Origin of the sequence: Sphingopyxis sp. GC21 (assembly GCF_025727575.1) — a bacterium.
GTDB classification, from domain to species: domain Bacteria; phylum Pseudomonadota; class Alphaproteobacteria; order Sphingomonadales; family Sphingomonadaceae; genus Sphingopyxis; species Sphingopyxis terrae_A.
Genome location: NZ_CP095845.1, coordinates 2,631,494 through 2,646,947, shown reverse-complemented (window position 1 = coordinate 2,646,947; position 15,454 = coordinate 2,631,494). Strand labels below are relative to the sequence as shown.

Annotated in this window: 15 protein-coding genes and 1 pseudogene; 8 read left to right on the top strand and 8 right to left on the bottom strand. The window is 66.0% G+C overall.

The features are described 5' to 3' along the window. Positions 1 to 62: 62 nt before the first annotated feature. The gene (locus MU856_RS12800) at positions 63 to 1,814 is read right to left on the bottom strand and encodes a fatty acyl-AMP ligase (protein ID WP_263587700.1); all 1,752 of its coding nucleotides are present in this window, start codon (positions 1,812 to 1,814) and stop codon (positions 63 to 65) included. Between the two features lie 182 nt (positions 1,815 to 1,996). On the opposite strand from MU856_RS12800, the gene MU856_RS12795 reads away from it, so the two are divergent. The 4 genes and pseudogenes from MU856_RS12795 to MU856_RS12780 all read left to right on the top strand — a co-directional run. Next, complete coding sequence (locus MU856_RS12795; protein ID WP_186402568.1) at positions 1,997 to 2,569, top strand: RecX family transcriptional regulator; 573 nt, start codon at positions 1,997 to 1,999, stop codon at positions 2,567 to 2,569. A 74-nt stretch (positions 2,570 to 2,643) separates the two neighbouring features. Continuing rightward, positions 2,644 to 3,108, top strand: a complete 465-nt coding sequence (locus MU856_RS12790; RefSeq protein ID WP_062902980.1) for a DUF192 domain-containing protein — start codon at positions 2,644 to 2,646, stop codon at positions 3,106 to 3,108. Positions 3,109 to 3,190: 82 nt separating this feature from the next. Further along, positions 3,191 to 3,577 carry an NADH:ubiquinone oxidoreductase subunit NDUFA12 gene (locus MU856_RS12785; protein WP_003040693.1) on the top strand — a complete coding sequence of 129 codons (387 nt, stop codon included), beginning with the start codon at positions 3,191 to 3,193 and terminating at the stop codon, positions 3,575 to 3,577. Between the two features lie 170 nt (positions 3,578 to 3,747). Beyond that, positions 3,748 to 3,984, top strand: a pseudogene (locus tag MU856_RS12780) (DUF2155 domain-containing protein); the annotation flags it as partial. A 35-nt stretch (positions 3,985 to 4,019) separates the two neighbouring features. Here the strand turns inward: MU856_RS12780 and aat are convergent. Both aat and MU856_RS12770 read right to left on the bottom strand, forming a co-directional pair. Then, positions 4,020 to 4,793 (bottom strand): leucyl/phenylalanyl-tRNA--protein transferase, encoded by a 774-nt coding sequence (gene aat, locus MU856_RS12775; RefSeq protein ID WP_217373569.1) that lies wholly within the window; start codon positions 4,791 to 4,793, stop codon positions 4,020 to 4,022. Further along, the gene (locus MU856_RS12770) at positions 4,790 to 5,632 is read right to left on the bottom strand and encodes a class I SAM-dependent methyltransferase (protein WP_263587699.1); all 843 of its coding nucleotides are present in this window, start codon (positions 5,630 to 5,632) and stop codon (positions 4,790 to 4,792) included. Before MU856_RS12770 ends, aat begins: the two co-directional genes overlap by 4 nt. A gap of 55 nt (positions 5,633 to 5,687) precedes the next feature. Here MU856_RS12770 and MU856_RS12765 point away from each other — a divergent pair, with 55 nt between their 5' ends. Further along, on the top strand, positions 5,688 to 5,873 hold the full coding sequence (locus tag MU856_RS12765; protein ID WP_217372662.1) for a hypothetical protein: 186 nt from the start codon (positions 5,688 to 5,690) through the stop codon (positions 5,871 to 5,873). A 28-nt stretch (positions 5,874 to 5,901) separates the two neighbouring features. On the opposite strand, the gene MU856_RS12760 is transcribed toward MU856_RS12765, so the two are convergent. Then, the gene (locus tag MU856_RS12760; protein WP_003040680.1) at positions 5,902 to 7,395 is read right to left on the bottom strand and encodes a CpaF family protein; all 1,494 of its coding nucleotides are present in this window, start codon (positions 7,393 to 7,395) and stop codon (positions 5,902 to 5,904) included. Between the two features lie 179 nt (positions 7,396 to 7,574). Here MU856_RS12760 and MU856_RS12755 point away from each other — a divergent pair, with 179 nt between their 5' ends. After that, positions 7,575 to 9,884 carry a patatin-like protein gene (locus MU856_RS12755; RefSeq protein WP_062900708.1) on the top strand — a complete coding sequence of 770 codons (2,310 nt, stop codon included), beginning with the start codon at positions 7,575 to 7,577 and terminating at the stop codon, positions 9,882 to 9,884. 118 nt (positions 9,885 to 10,002) lie between these two features. Here MU856_RS12755 and dnaJ read toward each other — a convergent pair whose 3' ends face one another. Both dnaJ and dnaK read right to left on the bottom strand, forming a co-directional pair. Then, complete coding sequence (gene dnaJ, locus MU856_RS12750; RefSeq protein WP_062900707.1) at positions 10,003 to 11,139, bottom strand: molecular chaperone DnaJ; 1,137 nt, start codon at positions 11,137 to 11,139, stop codon at positions 10,003 to 10,005. A gap of 59 nt (positions 11,140 to 11,198) precedes the next feature. Beyond that, positions 11,199 to 13,103 carry a molecular chaperone DnaK gene (dnaK, locus tag MU856_RS12745; protein WP_062900706.1) on the bottom strand — a complete coding sequence of 635 codons (1,905 nt, stop codon included), beginning with the start codon at positions 13,101 to 13,103 and terminating at the stop codon, positions 11,199 to 11,201. 163 nt (positions 13,104 to 13,266) lie between these two features. Here dnaK and MU856_RS12740 point away from each other — a divergent pair, with 163 nt between their 5' ends. After that, complete coding sequence (locus tag MU856_RS12740; protein WP_062900705.1) at positions 13,267 to 13,818, top strand: copper chaperone PCu(A)C; 552 nt, start codon at positions 13,267 to 13,269, stop codon at positions 13,816 to 13,818. A gap of 6 nt (positions 13,819 to 13,824) precedes the next feature. Next, positions 13,825 to 14,307 (top strand): hypothetical protein, encoded by a 483-nt coding sequence (locus MU856_RS12735; RefSeq protein WP_062900704.1) that lies wholly within the window; start codon positions 13,825 to 13,827, stop codon positions 14,305 to 14,307. Positions 14,308 to 14,325: 18 nt separating this feature from the next. On the opposite strand, the gene MU856_RS12730 is transcribed toward MU856_RS12735, so the two are convergent. Together MU856_RS12730 and rpmA are read right to left on the bottom strand one after the other, a co-directional pair. Beyond that, on the bottom strand, positions 14,326 to 14,922 hold the full coding sequence (locus tag MU856_RS12730) for a GNAT family N-acetyltransferase (protein WP_003040668.1): 597 nt from the start codon (positions 14,920 to 14,922) through the stop codon (positions 14,326 to 14,328). Positions 14,923 to 15,172: 250 nt separating this feature from the next. Beyond that, complete coding sequence (gene rpmA / locus MU856_RS12725; protein WP_003040665.1) at positions 15,173 to 15,442, bottom strand: 50S ribosomal protein L27; 270 nt, start codon at positions 15,440 to 15,442, stop codon at positions 15,173 to 15,175. Between the last annotated feature and the right edge of the window lie 12 nt (positions 15,443 to 15,454).

Genomic DNA, 15,454 nt, shown 5'->3' with positions numbered 1-15,454 from the left:
CTTCGCTTCGTCGCATTTTCTGTACCGAAGCGGAACAGAATTGGCGCTGCGCACCGTTCGGCTCAGGCGGCGATCCGGAAGGGCTGGATCTCGCCCGCCAGATATTGCGCGCGCGCCTTCGAGCGGCTGAGCTTGCCCGAGCTGGTTCGCGGCAGCGTGCGCGGCGGGATCAGCTCGACGAGGCAGTTCATGCCGGTGATCGCGCGGACCCGGTCGCGGATCGTTTCGTGCAGCGCCGCGCGTTCCTTTTCGTCGCTGGTGCGGCATTGGACGAGCACCGCCGGCGTCTCTTCACCGCCCGGCGTGGTGATCGCGAAGGCGGCGATGTCGCCCGACTTGAAGCCCGGCAATTGTTCGACCGCCCATTCGATATCCTGCGGCCAGTGATTCTTGCCGTTGATGATGATCATGTCCTTGGCGCGGCCGACGATATAGATGTAACCATCTGACAGATAACCCATATCGCCGGTATCGAGCCAGCCGTCCTTCATGCAGGCGGCGGTCGATTCGGGATCGCGATAATAGCCGGTCATCAGCGACGGGCCGGTGCACCACACCTTGCCGACGGTCTGGTCGGGAAGGATATTGCCGTCCTCGTCGCGAACCTCGATCGTCATGTCGCGCACCGCGCGGCCGCAATTGACGATCGCGCGGTAGCGGGTCGGACGTCCGGCGTCGCCGCTGGCCCCCGACAATTCGGTTTCCTCGACCAGTTCGACGACGATCCCCTCGCCCGGCGGCATGATGCTGACCGCCAGCGTCGCTTCGGCGAGGCCGTAGCTCGGCAGAAAAGCGCTCGCCTTGAAACCCGCGTCGGCGAAGGCGTCGACGAAGCTTTGCATCACGTCGGGGCGGATCATGTCGGCGCCGTTGCCGGCGACGCGCCAACGCGACAGGTCGAAGCGGTCGGCGACATGCGTCTGACTGGAAATACGGCGCGCGCAGATGTCGTAGCCGAAGGTCGGCGAATAGCTGAGCGTCGTGCCGCTGTTCCGGCTGATGAGATCGAGCCAGGCGAGCGGACGGCGGGCGAAATCCTCGGTCTTCAGATAGTCGACCGAGACCTGGTTCGCGACCGGCGACAGGAAGCAGCCGACGAGCCCCATGTCGTGATACCAGGGCAGCCACGAAATGCAGCGGTCGCTGTCCTGCAATTCCATTCCGTGCGCGTGCGCCGCGAGATTGTTGAGCAGTGCCGCATGGGTGACGGCGACCCCGTGCGGGAAGCGCGTCGAGCCACTGCTATATTGCAGATAGCAGGTTTCGTCGGGCTTCTGTTCCGGCAGGTCCGCGACGGGGGCCGGGCGCGCCGCAAATTCGCTCCAGTCCATCGGCTGGACGCCGCGCTGTTCGGCGGCTTCGGTCGCCATGGCGGCGATTTCCGGCGGGAAGAACAGCATCTTGGGGTCGCAGCTCGTGAGCTGGACGACAAGCTGTCCGACATAGGAATCGCGCCCGCCGAAGCTGGTCGGCAGCGGCAGCGGCACCGGCCAGGCGCCGGCATAGATGGTGCCGAAGAACAGCGCGGCAAATTCGGCGCCGGTTTCGGCGACCAGCGCGATGCGGTCGCCGGGCTGTACCCCCGCCGCCACGAGGCGATAGGCAGCCTCGAGCGCATCGGCCTTGAGCTCGCTATAGGGATAGGGGCGGATCAGGCGCCCGCGCGGATCGTGAAAATTGAGCCCGCGCGTACCCGCGGCGGCATAGTCGAGCGCTTCGCCGACGGTGGCGAAGTTCGAAAAGCGGCGCGGCTGGGCGCATTCGGTCGGGGTGGGGACAAGCGCCTCCACCGCAGGAGCGGAATTTTCGGTCATAAGGGGTGTCGAATCCCGGGAAACGGGGGATGCGGCAACAAGCATGTCATCTTCCGGTGCCATGATGAGCGTGCGCGATCCCTGACTGTTTGAACATAATCGCCCATTTTTCCGGGCTTTCCGCCGGGCATAGGGGCTCTGATCGTTCTCAATCGGACCCGACTGTGGCATAAACATGGCATATGGCCAACCGCCGCACTCCGTCCGACCGAAGCAAAAAGCCGCTCGACGCATCGCGACTCGACGAATTGGCGCTCGCCTATGTGGCGCGATTCGCCACCAGCCGGGCGAAATTGCTGCGCTATCTGGGGCGCAAGCAGCGCGAGGCCGAATGGACCGATGCGGCCGATCCGCGTGCCGCTTGCGACGCGATCGCCGACCGTATGGAGCGGCTGCGCTACCTTGATGACCGGCAATACGCCGCGATGCGCGGCGCCGCGATGACGCGGCGCGGGCTGGGCGCGCGGCGCGTGCGCGCGCAGCTTTTCGTCGACGGCATCGACGAAGCGGATGCGGGCGAGGCGATCGACGCCGCCGAGGGCGCGGCGATGGCTTCAGCCCTCGGATTTGCGCGTCGCCGCCGCTTCGGTCCGTTCGCGCGCCAGCCGCTCGACGATCCCGCGCAGCGCGAGCGCCAGATGGCCGCCTTCGCGCGCGCCGGCCATTCGCCGGCGCTCGCGCGGCGCATCCTCGCTGTCCCGCCGGGGGACGCGGCGGCGCTGGCCGCGCTGGACGCCGAGGCGGCGCTCGATTAGGCAGCGGCGCTGAACGTCCGGTACCCCGAGACCGACGACAAGAAGGCGACCAGAAAGTCGACAAGGAGATGCCGATGCGAGCCATGCTGACCGCCCTCATCCTGGCGCTCGCGCTACCCGTCGCGGGCTGCGACAAGGGCGCCGAGGCCGAAGCCGGCGCCGAGGCGACGGTGCCGCTGATCATCGCGATGGCGGGCACCACCCACCGCTTTCGCGTCGAGGTCGCGCGAACCGAGGCCGAACAGGAAAAGGGGCTGATGTTCCGCACGTCGCTGCCCGCCGATGGCGGCATGCTGTTTCCGTTCGCCAAGCCGAAGATCGCCAATTTCTGGATGAAGGACACGCTGATCCCGCTCGACATGATCTTCGTGCGCGCCGACGGCAGCATCGACCGGATCGCCGAAAACGCCATCCCCGAATCGCTCGATCCCGTCGTCAGCGGCGGCGAAGTGGCGGCGGTGCTCGAGCTGGCGGGCGGTACCGCGGCGAAGCTGGGGATCGATGAAAGCGCCAAGGTGACGTGGCAGGACGCAAAGTAGGGGCGGGGCAGGCGCTAATGGCGCCGCTTTTCGCCAAAGACCGCTTGCGAAGCCCGCACGCTTGCCTGTAAACGCCACCGCCATGAGCATCTTGGGCAAGATTTTCACCTGGTGGGACGGCGCGACCGTCGGCACGCTGCTGAGCAGCTGGAAAAATGGCGAGCAGGTAGGCGAGGACGGCCTTGGCAACCGCTATTTCCGGTCGCGCGACGGCAAGCGCCGCTGGGTGCTCTACAAGGGATCGAACGACGCGAGCCGCGTGCCGCCCGAATGGCACGGCTGGCTGCATGGCACCTTCGACGAACTGCCGTCCGACGTGCTGCCCGCGCCACGCCCCTGGCTCGCCGAGCCGACTGCAAATCTGACCGGCAGCCTGGGTGCCTATCGCCCCGCCGGCGCGCTCGAACGCGGCGGGCATCGCGCCGCCGCGACTGGCGATTACGAGGCCTGGCGGCCCGGCGCCGACTGAGCGCCGTGGCGACGCCGCTTTTCCGTTCCGCGCTGATCGCGCTGCTCGCGGCGACGACGCTGGCCGGCTGCGATCGCGGCAACCAGACCAAGACGACGAGCAACATCCCGCAGATCGCCAAGTCCGAAACCGTGCCGCAGGAAGTCGGCGGGATCGAAGGCGCGACCCCGATGGCCGAACGCGTTGCAGTGGTGGGCCTGCTCAACAAGCGCAACGGGCTGGTGCAGGATCTGACGATGAAGCCGGGCGATACCGCGCGTGTCGGCCGCGCGATCGTTCGCCTGCGCGCCTGCGAACAGACGGCGCCGTGGGAAGATCCCCCCGAAACCGGCGCCTTCGTGCAATTGTCGGTGCAGGATCAGCGCGACAATAAATGGTATCGCGTCTTTTCGGGCTGGGTGTTCAAGGAACGCCCCGAGCGCAATGTGATCCAGCACCCGATCTATGATGTCTTCGTCAAAAGCTGTGCGATGACATATCCGGGCGGCGAACCCGTCGCGCGCTCCGCACCCAAGGCAGTATCGGCGCCCAAGGCATCGAGCGCCGACCAGTCGCCCGCCGGGAATGGCGGCGAGGGTACTCCGGCTCCGGCCGCTCCCGCGGCGGCGCCCAAGGCCGCATCGCCGGCCCCCGACAGCACCGAGTAAAGCCGCGCGAGATAGGCGGCCTGGGGCATTTCGATCGCGCCCAGGCTGGCGAGGTGCGGCGTCATGAACTGGCAATCGAGCAGCTCGAAGCCCCCGGCACTGAGCCGCGCGACGAGATGCGCGAGCGCGATTTTCGAGGCGTCGCGCATCCGGCTGACCATCGACTCGCCGAAAAAGGCGCGCCCCAGCGACACGCCATAGAGGCCGCCGACCAACTCCCCGTCGTACCAGCATTCGACGCTATGGGCATGGCCCATGCGGAACAATCGTTCGTAGCTCGCACGGATCACCGGGTTGATCCACGTCGTCGGCCGGTCGTCGGCGGCTTCGGCGCACAGCGCCGTCATCGCGGGAAAGGCGGTGTCGGTGGTGACGCGGAAACGGTCGGCGAGCAGCAGCTTGCGCAGGCTGCGCGACAGGTGAAAGCCATCGAGCGGCAGGATCGCGCGCAGCCGCGGTTCGACCCAATGGACCGACGGGTCGTCCGCCCCGTCGGCCATCGGGAATATCCCCTGCGCATAGGCGCTGAGCAGCAGCGCGGGGTCGATCGTTTCGAGCGGCTTGCTCAGCTTGCCGGCTTCACGAACTTCAGCGTCATGCGGTCCGATTCGCCGATCGCGACATATTTTTCGCGGTCGATATCCTTGTTGGTCAGCGTCGGCGGCAGGCTCCACACGCCCTTTTCATAATCGTGCGTGTCCCGGGGGTTGGCGTTGACCTCGCTTTCGCCCGCCAGCGTGAAGCCGGCGGCTTCGGCAAAGGCGACGACCGACGAGCGCTTCATATAGCCGCTCTTTTCCTCGAGTGCCGAATCCATCGCCTCGGGCAGGCGGTGGTCGACGACGCCGAGTACGCCGCCGGGCTTCAGCATCGCATAGATTTGCTGGAATGCTTCGGCGGTCTTGTCCATGCCGCCGAAGCGCCAGTTGTGGACGTTGCGAAAGGTCAGCACCACGTCGGCGCTGCCGTCGGGCACTTTGGGTCCGGCACCGGTTGCAGGAAATTCGGCGAGCTTGACCGCGCCATAGGCGTCGGGCTTGGCCTCCTGCCATTTGCGGACCGTATTCAGCCCGCGCTCCCACGGCGCCGCGGCATAGAGCGTGCCTCCACCGCTTTGGGTCAGCGGCGCCAGAATCTCGGTATACCAGCCGCCGCCCGGCCACAGCTCGACGACCGTATCGCCCGGCTTCACGCCGAAGAAGGCCAGCGTTTCGGCGGGATGGCGCGCCGCGTCGCGCGCGACGTTGGGGGGGGTGCGGGTCGGCGCCGCCACCGCTGCGGCGATCGCGCCGTCCGGCGCGGCACCGTGTGCGCCATGATCGCCATGTCCGGCGTGCGGATCGGCCATCGCGAACGCCGGAGCGGTGGCGGCAAGAAGAGCGGTTGCAATAATCGGAAGCGAACGCATATCGGCACCTCGTCACTGGGGGGAAGATCCCCTGTTTGCGAAGGGTTGAGCGTCAATGCAAGTGTCGATGCTGTCGGTGAGCGCAACTGCTGCGATCCTGTTCGGTGTCGCCGAACTCGCCGAGTGGCGCCGCCGCAATCGCCGCGACGTCGACAACGTCGGTTTCATGCCGTGGCGCGGCATCGCGCTGGTGAGCGTAGCGGTCGCGATCGTGGCGGCGGCGCTGGCGCTCAAGCCCTAAGCGTCACCTCCCCCCCCGCAGGCGGATCTTACAGGCAGGCCTCGAGGTACGGCTGATCGAAGCCGTACTGGCGCGCCTTTTCCAGCGTATAGGGACGCAGGCCCATCGAGCGATATTCGCCGATGATCTTTCCGTCCTTGTCCTCGTCCAAATATTCGAACTTGAACAATTCCTGGGTGACGATGACGTCGCCTTCCATGCCGATTACCTCGGTCACGTTGGTGACGCGGCGCGAGCCATCGCGCAGACGCTTGATCTGGACGATCAGGTCGACCGAGTCGGCGATCTGTTTCGAGATCGCTTCCTTCGGAATCTTGATGTCGCCCATCAGCACCATATTTTCCATACGGCCAAGGCATTCGCGCGGGCTGTTCGAGTGCAGCGTACACATCGACCCGTCGTGACCGGTGTTCATCGCGGCGAGGAGGTCGAAACACTCCGCGCCGCGGACCTCGCCCATGATAATGCGGTCGGGACGCATACGCAGCGCGTTCTTGACGAGATCGCCCATGTGAATGGCGCCATTGCCCTCGAGGTTCGCCGGGCGCGTTTCGAGCGGCAGCCAGTGCGGCTGCTGCAGCCGCAATTCGGCGGCATCCTCGATGGTCAGCACGCGCTCGCCGGGGTCGATCATCTTCGACAGGGCGTTGAGCATCGTCGTCTTACCCGAACCCGTACCGCCCGAGATGACGATGTTGAACCGGCTCGCGCCTGCGATCTTCAGCGCGGTGCACATCTTCTGGCTCATGGCGCCCCACTGACAGAGCATGTCGAGCGTGATCGGCTTGGCCGAGAATTTACGAATCGAGATCGCGGTGCCGCGAAGCGAGAGCGGCGGCACGATCACGTTGACGCGGCTGCCGTCCTTCAGACGGGCGTCGGCGAGCGGCGTTGTCTGGTCGACGCGGCGGCCGACCTGGTTACAGATGCGCTGGGCGATCTGGAAAAGATGCTGTTCGTCGCGGAACTGGATCGGCGCGATGACGAGCTGGCCCTTGCGCTCGACATAGGTCTGATACGGGCCGTTGACCATGATGTCGCTGATGTCGGGGTCGGAGAGCAGCTCTTCGAGCGGGCCGAAGCCGAGCAATTCGTCGACGAGCACCTTTTCGAGCGCGAATTGCTCGCGGCGGTTGAGCGTGATGCGCAGCTCGGCGAGCACTTCGAGGATGATCGGGCGGAATTCCTCGGTCAGCTCGTCCTTCGACAGCGTCGCCGCGGCCTCGGGATCGACGCGTTCGAGCAGGCGCGGCAGCACCTGTTCCTTGATTTTGTGGACGCTGGCTTCGAAGCCCTGCGCCTTTTCGGGCTCCATCGCCTCGGCGGTCGACCGCTGGTTCAGCCGCTCCATCGCCTCCATTTCGGGGCTCAGGTTCGACGGCGGCGGGGGTGCCTCGGCGGCCGGCGTGTCGATCGCAGGAAATTGCGCGCCGCCGGCCATGCCGGGGCCAGCCTGCATCGGCTTGGCCACGCCAAAGGCGGGGCGGCCTGCGGTTCCGGGACGGCGTCCGAATGCACTCATCGCTTCTTCCTGCTTCGACTCTACAGACTGGGAAATCGGCCACATTTGATGGCCAAACCCCCATTCGACACGGTGAATAAATCGGAAACTTTGATATTGTCCTAATGCGCCGCCCGGCTTTTCGGGAACCGACCGGCAAGGGGTGACGCGGCGTGCGGAAGCGCGCTATCAGGTCGCCGATGCGCGAGAAGGAATTACGCTTTGCCCTGATCTGCTACGGCGGCATCAGCCTTGCCGTCTACATGCACGGCATCACCAAGGAAGTGTGGCGGCTCGCGGCGGCGTCGCGCACCTTTCATGACGAGGCGGAACCGGCGGCGGTCGATGCCTATGGCGAATTGCTGGTCGCGCTCGCGGCGCGCAGCGGGATCAAGCTGCGCGTCCTGGCCGACATCATCGCGGGCGCCAGCGCGGGCGGCATCAACGGCATTTTCCTCGCGCGGGCGATGGCGACCGGCCAGTCGCTCGACCCGCTCACCGAATTATGGCTCGACGATGCCGATGTCGACCGGCTGATCGACCCGGATGCGCGGCCGTTGTCGGCGGCAACCAAATTCTGGGCGGTGCCGATCGCCGGCTGGGCGATGAAGCGGCGCGGCAATGTCATCGACCGCACGGTGGGCGAGGGCGCGCAGGACGAGGTGCGCGCCAAGCTGTCGCGCTTCGTGCGCGCGCGCTGGTTCGAACCGCCCTTCGGCGGACAGATTTTCTCCGGCCTGCTGCTCGATGCCTTCGATGCGATGGCGTCGGGGCCGCAGGGGCGGCCGCTGCTGCCGGCGGGTCAGCCGGTCGACCTGTTCGTCTCGGTGACCGACTATGCGGGGCACAGCATGCCGCTCGCGCTCAACAGTCCGCCGCGCGTGACCGAGCAGGAACACCGGCTGATCATGCATTTCCGGCAGGACGGCCGCGCGGGCAAGCGGCTCGACGACGTCCCCGGCCTCGCTGCCGCGGCGCGCGCGACCGCCAGCTTTCCCGGCGCCTTTCCGCCCTTCACGCTGCGCGAACTCGACAGCGTGCTCGAAAAGCGCGGCATCGCCTGGCCGGCGCGCGCCGATTTCGTCCGCGTCCAGCTTCCGACGGGGAGCGAGGCCGACCCCTCCGACCGGGTGCTCATCGACGGGTCGGTGCTCGCAAACGCGCCGTTCCGTCCGGCGATCGCGGCGCTCAAGCAGCGGCCGGCGCGGCGCGAGATCGACCGGCGCTTCGTCTATATCGATCCCAAGCCCGATTATCGCTCGATCAGCTTCGGCAAGCCTGGCGAGGCAGGCGAGGGCGAAGCGCGCCGCCCGCCGGGCTTTTTTTCGACCATCCTCGGCGCGCTGTCCGAAATTCCGCGCGAACAGCCGATCCGCGACAGCGTCGAGGCGATCGAGAATATGTCGCGGCGCATCCGCCGCATGCAGCGCGTCGTCGATGCGATGAAGGTCGAGGTCGAGGAGCAGGTGGCGGCGCTGTTCGGCACGACCTTCTTCCTCAACACCCCGACCCCGGCGCGGCTCGACCGCTGGCGCGCAAAGGCGCAGGCCGAGGCGGCGGCGCGCGCCGGCTTCGCCTATGCGCCCTATGGCCACCTCAAGCTCTCGGCGGTGGTCGAGGAGCTGGTCGCGCTGATCGACCGGCTGGCACCGCCCGAGGGCGACATCCATCAGCGCAACCGGCGCGACGCCGTGTGGGACGAAATCCGCAGCCGCGGGCTCGACCGCATTTCGGGCAAGCGCGGTTCGGGCGCGAGCACCGACGCGATTGCCTTTTTCCGCACCCACGACCTTGGCTTTCGCATCCGGCGTCTGCGCTTCCTCGCGCGCGAACTCGACGCCGCGGTCGAGGCAAAGCGCGATGCGCCCGATCCGGCGTGCGAGACGATGCGCGGCGCGATCTACACCGCGCTCGGCCTCTATCTCGAACGCGAGGGCGACCAGTGGCTCGAGCGGCTCGACGTGCCCGCCGACGCCAGCGCGGCGCAGTGGATCGACGCGATCGCCGAACGGCGCGATCTGGTCAGCGTCGATGCCGATGCCGATATATTGATCGCCGCCGCGCTCGGCAGCCTGCCCAAGGACGACCGGCGCACGATGCTGCTCGCCTATCTCGGCTATCCTTTTTACGACATTGCCACCCTGCCGCTGTTGCAGGGCGAGGGGTTCGACGAATTCGATCCCATCAAGATCGACCGCATCTCGCCGTCGGACGCGACCGCGATCCGCACCGGCGGCGCGGCGTCGATGCTCAAGGGGATCGAGTTCAACAGCTTCGGCGCCTTCTTCAGCCGCGCCTATCGCGAGAATGACTATCTGTGGGGGCGGCTCCACGGTGCCGACCGGCTGATCGACATCGTCGCGTCGAGCGTCGGCGGCGAGGGTGCGCTGCGCACCGACGAACTGGCGGCGCTCAAACGCCGGGCTTTCTACGCGATCCTCGATGAAGAGGAACCGCGCTTACCCAAGGTCGCGGCGCTGATTGCCGAATTGCGGGGCCAGATTGGGTAACTCACCCGTCATTGCGAGCGAAGCGAAGCAATCCGCAGCTATCGAGGTGGTAGGACGATGGCTGGAGATTGCTTCGTCGCGGCGCTCCTCGCAATGACGAGGTGAGAAGTATGGAAGCCTAATCCGTCAGATCGTCCCACATTTCCTTGAGCCGTCCGAAAAAGCCCTGGCTTGCCGGGCATTCTTCGCCGGTCTCGGTTTCGCGGAACGCCTGCAGCAATTCCTTCTGCTTGGCATTCAGCCGCGTCGGGGTTTCGACGTCGATCTGAACCACCAGGTCCCCGTGGCCGCGACCGTTGAGCACGGGCATCCCGGCGCCGCGCTGACGAAGCTGCTTGCCCGACTGGATGCCCGCGGGAATGCTGATGTCATGCTTGCGCCCGTCGAGGCCGGGGATGGTGATGCAGCCGCCGAGCGCGGCGGTGGTGAAGCTGATCGGCGCGCGCGTGAACAACGTCGTGCCTTCGCGTTCGAACAGCTTGTGCCGCGCCATGTGGAGGAAGATGTAGAGGTCACCAGCCGCTGCGCCGCGCGCGCCGCTTTCGCCTTCGCCCTGCAGGCGGATGCGCGTGCCTTCATCGACGCCGGGCGGGATTTCGACGGTCAGCGTCTTGCGCCGGTCGACACGGCCTTCGCCGTGACAGGTGCCGCACGGGTCGGTGATGACCTCGCCCGATCCCTGGCAGTGCGGGCAGGTGCGCTCGACCATGAAAAAGCCCTGCTGCGCGCGGACCTTGCCGTGGCCGTTGCAGGTGGTGCAGCGGTGCGTCGCGGTGCCGGGCTTCGCGCCCGACCCGTCGCAGACGTCGCAGCGCGCAGCGACATCGACCTGAATCTCGCGGCTGCAGCCGGCAAAAGCGTCTTCGAGCCGGATTTCCATGTCGTAGCGCAGGTCGGCGCCGCGCGCGGGGCCGCGCTGCTGCTGCCGACCGCCGCCGAAAGCCGACCCGAAGATCGATTCGAAAATGTCGCCGATATCGCCGAATTCGGCGCCGCCACCGAAGCCGCCGCCCGGGCCGCCGCCATTCTGGAACGCCGCCTTGCCGAAGCGGTCGTAGGCTGCCCGCTTTTGCGGGTCTTTGAGGCAATCATAGGCTTCGTTGATTGCCTTGAACCGCGCTTCGCTGTCGCCGCACCCCGGATTCTTGTCGGGGTGGTATTTCATGGCGAGCTTGCGGTAGCTGGCTTTCAGCGTCGCGTCGTCGGCGCCGCGCTCGCATTCGAGCAGTTCGTAATAATCGATGTCGAGCGACATAGTCTATCGGCCCCCTCTGCCCCGCCGCGCCGGGAAGCGCGACGGGGAGAGTTTCATGCTTACTTCTTGTCGTCTTCGACTTCGGAGAATTCGGCATCGACGACATCGTCGTCGGCCTTCTTCTCGTCAGCATCGGCGGCGGGCGATGCCGCGGCCTGCTGTTCCTTTTCGTAGATCGCCTGGCCCAGCTTCATCGCGACCTGCGCCAGCGCCTGCGCCTTTTCGGTCATCGCAGCGCTGTCCCCGCCTTCGACGGCCGTCTTGGCTTCGGCGATCGCCGCTTCGATTTCCGACTTCAGCCCGGCGTCGATCTTGTCGCCATGCTCGGCGATCTGGCGCTCGGTCGTGTGGATCAGACTTTCGGCGTTGTTCTTCGCCTCGGCTGCCTCACGGCGCTTCTTGTCCTCTTCGGCGAACTGTTCGGCGTCCTTGACCATCTGGTCGATGTCAGCATCCGAAAGTCCGCCCGAAGCCTGGATCTTGATCTGCTGTTCCTTGCCGGTGCCCTTGTCCTTCGCGCTGACGTTGACGATACCGTTGGCGTCGATGTCGAAGGTCACCTCGATCTGCGGCACGCCGCGCGGCGCCGGCGGGATGCCGACCAGATCGAACTGGCCGAGCATCTTGTTGTCGGCGGCCATTTCGCGCTCGCCTTGGAACACGCGGATCGTCACCGCCGACTGATTGTCGTCGGCGGTCGAATAGACCTGGCTCTTTTTAGTCGGGATCGTCGTGTTGCGGTCGATCATGCGCGTGAACACGCCGCCCAGCGTCTCGATGCCGAGGCTCAGCGGGGTCACGTCGAGCAGCAGCACGTCCTTGACGTCGCCCTGCAGCACGCCCGCCTGGATCGCCGCGCCGATCGCGACGACTTCATCGGGGTTGACGCCGGTGTGCGGTTCCTTGCCGAAGAAATCCTTCACGACTTCGCGCACGCGCGGCATGCGGGTCATGCCGCCGACCAGCACGACTTCGTCGATCTGGCTAGCCGAAACGCCTGCGTCCTTGATCGCCTTCTTGCACGGTTCGAGGGTCCGCTTGATCAGCTCTTCGACCAGCTTTTCCAGATCGGAGCGGGTGATCGTCTTGACGAGGTGCTTCGGCCCGTTGGCGTCGGCGGTGATGAAGGGCAGGTTGACCTCGGTCGTCGCGGCCGATGACAGTTCGATCTTCGCCTTTTCGGCGGCTTCCTTCAGCCGCTGAAGCGCCAGCTTGTCGCCGCGCAGGTCGATGCCTTCGTCCTTCTTGAAGCCGTCGGCCAGATATTCGACGATCTTGCTGTCGAAATCCTCGCCGCCCAGGAAGGTGTCGCCGTTGGTCGACTTCACCTCGAACACGCCGTCGCCCACTTCGAGCACCGAGATGTCGAAGGTGCCGCCGCCAAGGTCATAGACCGCAATGGTCTTGTTCTCGCTCTTGTCGAGACCATAGGCGAGCGCGGCCGCGGTCGGCTCGTTGATGATGCGCAGCACTTCAAGGCCGGCGATCTTGCCGGCGTCCTTGGTCGCCTGGCGCTGCGCGTCGTTGAAGTAAGCCGGAACGGTGATCACCGCCTGCTCGACCTTTTCGCCCAGATAGGCTTCGGCGGTTTCCTTCATCTTCTGAAGGATGAAAGCGCTGATCTGCGACGGCGAATAATCTTCGCCGCCCGCCTTGACCCACGCGTCGCCGTTGGCGCCCTTGACGATGGTGTAGGGGACGAGTTCCATGTCCTTCTTGGTCATGGGGTCGTCAAAGCGGCGGCCGATCAGGCGCTTCACCGCAAAAATGGTGTTTTCGGGATTGGTGACGGCCTGGCGCTTTGCCGGCTGGCCGATCAGGCGCTCGCCATCCTTGGCGAAGGCGACGATCGACGGGGTCGTCCGCGTGCCTTCCACATTTTCGATAACCTTGGGCTTGCCGCCTTCCATCACCGCGACACAGCTGTTCGTGGTGCCGAGGTCGATCCCGATCACTTTGGCCATAGTCTCAACGTCCTTATCATTTTCCGGCGCCCTAAAGAGGCGCGCCGCACATGGGTTCCCTTGCGGGTTTGATGGGCGCGATATAGGTGCGCTAATCCTTGGCACAAGGGTTTTGACCGCTTACTGTGGATCGAAAATCGACGCATTTCGGGAGTCCCGCATCATGAAGCCTTTCGCCATCGCCGCCCTTGCAGCCAGCGCCCTCGCCCTCACCGGCTGCAACGGTAAAATCGGCAGCGACCCGCAGCTCGCGGTGGTCGCCGGCTATATTCAGATGGGCGCGACCCCCGACAGCCCCGCCGCGGGCTACTTCACGATCAAGGGCGGTCCGCAGGATGTCGAACTGGTCGCGGTGACCGCCGACCTCGCGCAGCGCGTCGAAATGCACGAAAGCGTCAAGGAAAATGGCGTGGTGACGATGAAGCCGCTGACCACGGCGACCGTCCCCGCGAAGGGCGAGCTGGAATTCAAGCCCGGCGGCAAGCATCTGATGATCTGGCACATCAACGGCGCCGCGGTGCGCGCCGGCAAGCTGCCGATGCAGTTCGTCTTCACCAATTATAACAATGACCGCATCCTCTTCGACCTGCCGATCAAGCCGGCGCCGGGCGCGAGCGCCGACGGCAGCGGCGACGCGCCGACGGGTGCGATGGCCGGGATGGAGCATGGCTCGATGGACCATGGCGCGGCCAACACGGACGCGGCGAAGAAGTAAGCACTCGTGGCAAGGCCGTCGCGGCCCCTGACGGCGGGCGAAATTGCGCTGGCCCGGTCGGTCTTCGGCGATGCGATCGCCTATGACCGGGTGCGCATATGCCATCGCAAATGGATATTCTTCCAGCCGCGCCGCGTCGTGATGGCGCCGATGGGGTCGCTGCATTTCCACCCGCACGGCGATTTATACTGCGACGATTTCGCCGCCGCGTCGCGGTCGCTGAAGGGCCTGTTCGTCCACGAAATGACGCATGTGTGGCAGGCGCAGACGCGCGGGCGCTGGTATCTGGTGCTGATGCGCCATCCCTTCGCGAGCTATGGTTACAGCGTCAAGCCGGGCTGGCCGCTTGCACGCTACGGGCTCGAACAGCAGGCAGAGATCGTGCGCCATTACTGGCTGCTTACCCAAGGCGCGACGATCGCCGGCGCGCCGGGGGTAGAGGCCTATCGCGCGATCCTGCCCTTCGCGGACGGCGGGGCGGCGGCATAGGTGCCGCGCCGCGCGGCGTCAGGCAGCGATCAGCCGGAACTGTTCGCGAAAATCGGCGTCGCTGTCGATACGGCCGCGCATCGGGGTGACGACATCGCTGCCGTCACCCTCGCCCTCTTCGAACAGCGCACACGCAACGTCGCGGCCGCGCGCGACGCTGTAGCGCTGCGCGATCTGCCCCGTGGGACGGAAGCCCAGCTTGCGAAGCACCGCGCCCGAGGCCGGGTTGTCGAGGAAATGCCCCGCGGTCAGCTTCGGCAATTGCATCGCGCGCGCGATCCGGACGAGCTGGCGACCCGCTTCGGTCGCAAAGCCAAGGCCCCAATAGGGGCGGGCGATCCAATAGCCCATTTCGAGCGGACCTTCGGGGCTCGGCGCGATGCCGCAGCCGCCGACGAGGCGCGGGGCGCCGCCGGTGCGCGCGAAAATCAGGAAGCTCGGCTGCGCCGGATCGACCGGACGGCCGAGGAAGTCCTGCGCCTCGTCCATGCCATAGGGCCAGGGCGCCCGCGCCAGGTTGCGCACCACCGCTTCCTCGCCGATTGCACGGGCGAGTGCGGGGGCATCTTCGAGCCAGCCGGGCCGCAGCAACAGTCTTTCGGTACGCGCAAACATTTTCGTCACTCCCATTTGCCTGTCGCCGTGGCGCCAGATGGTGACGCTTTGACGACAGTCGATATGCGAGGGAGATGGATGGCCCTGTTTTCGCGCCGGAAATTCAAAGGGACCGGGTTGGTCCGGATCCCGGGCAAGAAAAAAGGGAGACCGGGGGCGACCCGTCTCCCTCTTTTCGAACTTTGTTCCCGCCTGGGCGGAAAGGACCGTTCCGGGTCGTCCCTTGGTGGACGACCCTGGAAGATCGTCCTTATTCGGCGGCTTCCGCCATGGCGTCGACCGACACATATTTGCGGCCAAGCTTGCCATCGTGGAATCGGACGCGGCCGTCCGCGGTCGCGAACAGCGTGTGGTCCTTGCCGATGCCGACGTTGACGCCCGGGTACACCTTGGTGCCGCGCTGGCGCACGATGATGTTGCCGCCGATCACTTCCTGACCGCCGAACTTCTTCACGCCAAGGCGCTTGGCCTGCGAGTCGCGACCGTTGCGCGACGAACCGCCTGCTTTCTTATGTGCCATGACCTAAACTCC

Bases quoted from the DNA above. Each gene is read 5' to 3' on its own strand.
- MU856_RS12790 (WP_062902980.1), top strand. From the start codon at position 2,644: ATGCGAGCCATGCTGACCGCCCTCATCCTGGCGCTCGCGCTACCCGTC.
- MU856_RS12795 (WP_186402568.1), top strand. From the start codon at position 1,997: ATGGCCAACCGCCGCACTCCGTCCGACCGAAGCAAAAAGCCGCTCGAC.
- dnaJ (WP_062900707.1), bottom strand. From the start codon at position 11,139: ATGTCGCTCGACATCGATTATTACGAACTGCTCGAATGCGAGCGCGGC.
- MU856_RS12760 (WP_003040680.1), bottom strand. From the start codon at position 7,395: ATGAGTGCATTCGGACGCCGTCCCGGAACCGCAGGCCGCCCCGCCTTT.
- MU856_RS12755 (WP_062900708.1), top strand. From the start codon at position 7,575: ATGCGCGAGAAGGAATTACGCTTTGCCCTGATCTGCTACGGCGGCATC.
- MU856_RS12765 (WP_217372662.1), top strand. From the start codon at position 5,688: ATGCAAGTGTCGATGCTGTCGGTGAGCGCAACTGCTGCGATCCTGTTC.
- rpmA (WP_003040665.1), bottom strand. From the start codon at position 15,442: ATGGCACATAAGAAAGCAGGCGGTTCGTCGCGCAACGGTCGCGACTCG.
- MU856_RS12770 (WP_263587699.1), bottom strand. From the start codon at position 5,632: ATGCGTTCGCTTCCGATTATTGCAACCGCTCTTCTTGCCGCCACCGCT.
- MU856_RS12730 (WP_003040668.1), bottom strand. From the start codon at position 14,922: ATGTTTGCGCGTACCGAAAGACTGTTGCTGCGGCCCGGCTGGCTCGAA.
- MU856_RS12740 (WP_062900705.1), top strand. From the start codon at position 13,267: ATGAAGCCTTTCGCCATCGCCGCCCTTGCAGCCAGCGCCCTCGCCCTC.
- dnaK (WP_062900706.1), bottom strand. From the start codon at position 13,103: ATGGCCAAAGTGATCGGGATCGACCTCGGCACCACGAACAGCTGTGTC.
- MU856_RS12800 (WP_263587700.1), bottom strand. From the start codon at position 1,814: ATGACCGAAAATTCCGCTCCTGCGGTGGAGGCGCTTGTCCCCACCCCG.
- MU856_RS12785 (WP_003040693.1), top strand. From the start codon at position 3,191: ATGAGCATCTTGGGCAAGATTTTCACCTGGTGGGACGGCGCGACCGTC.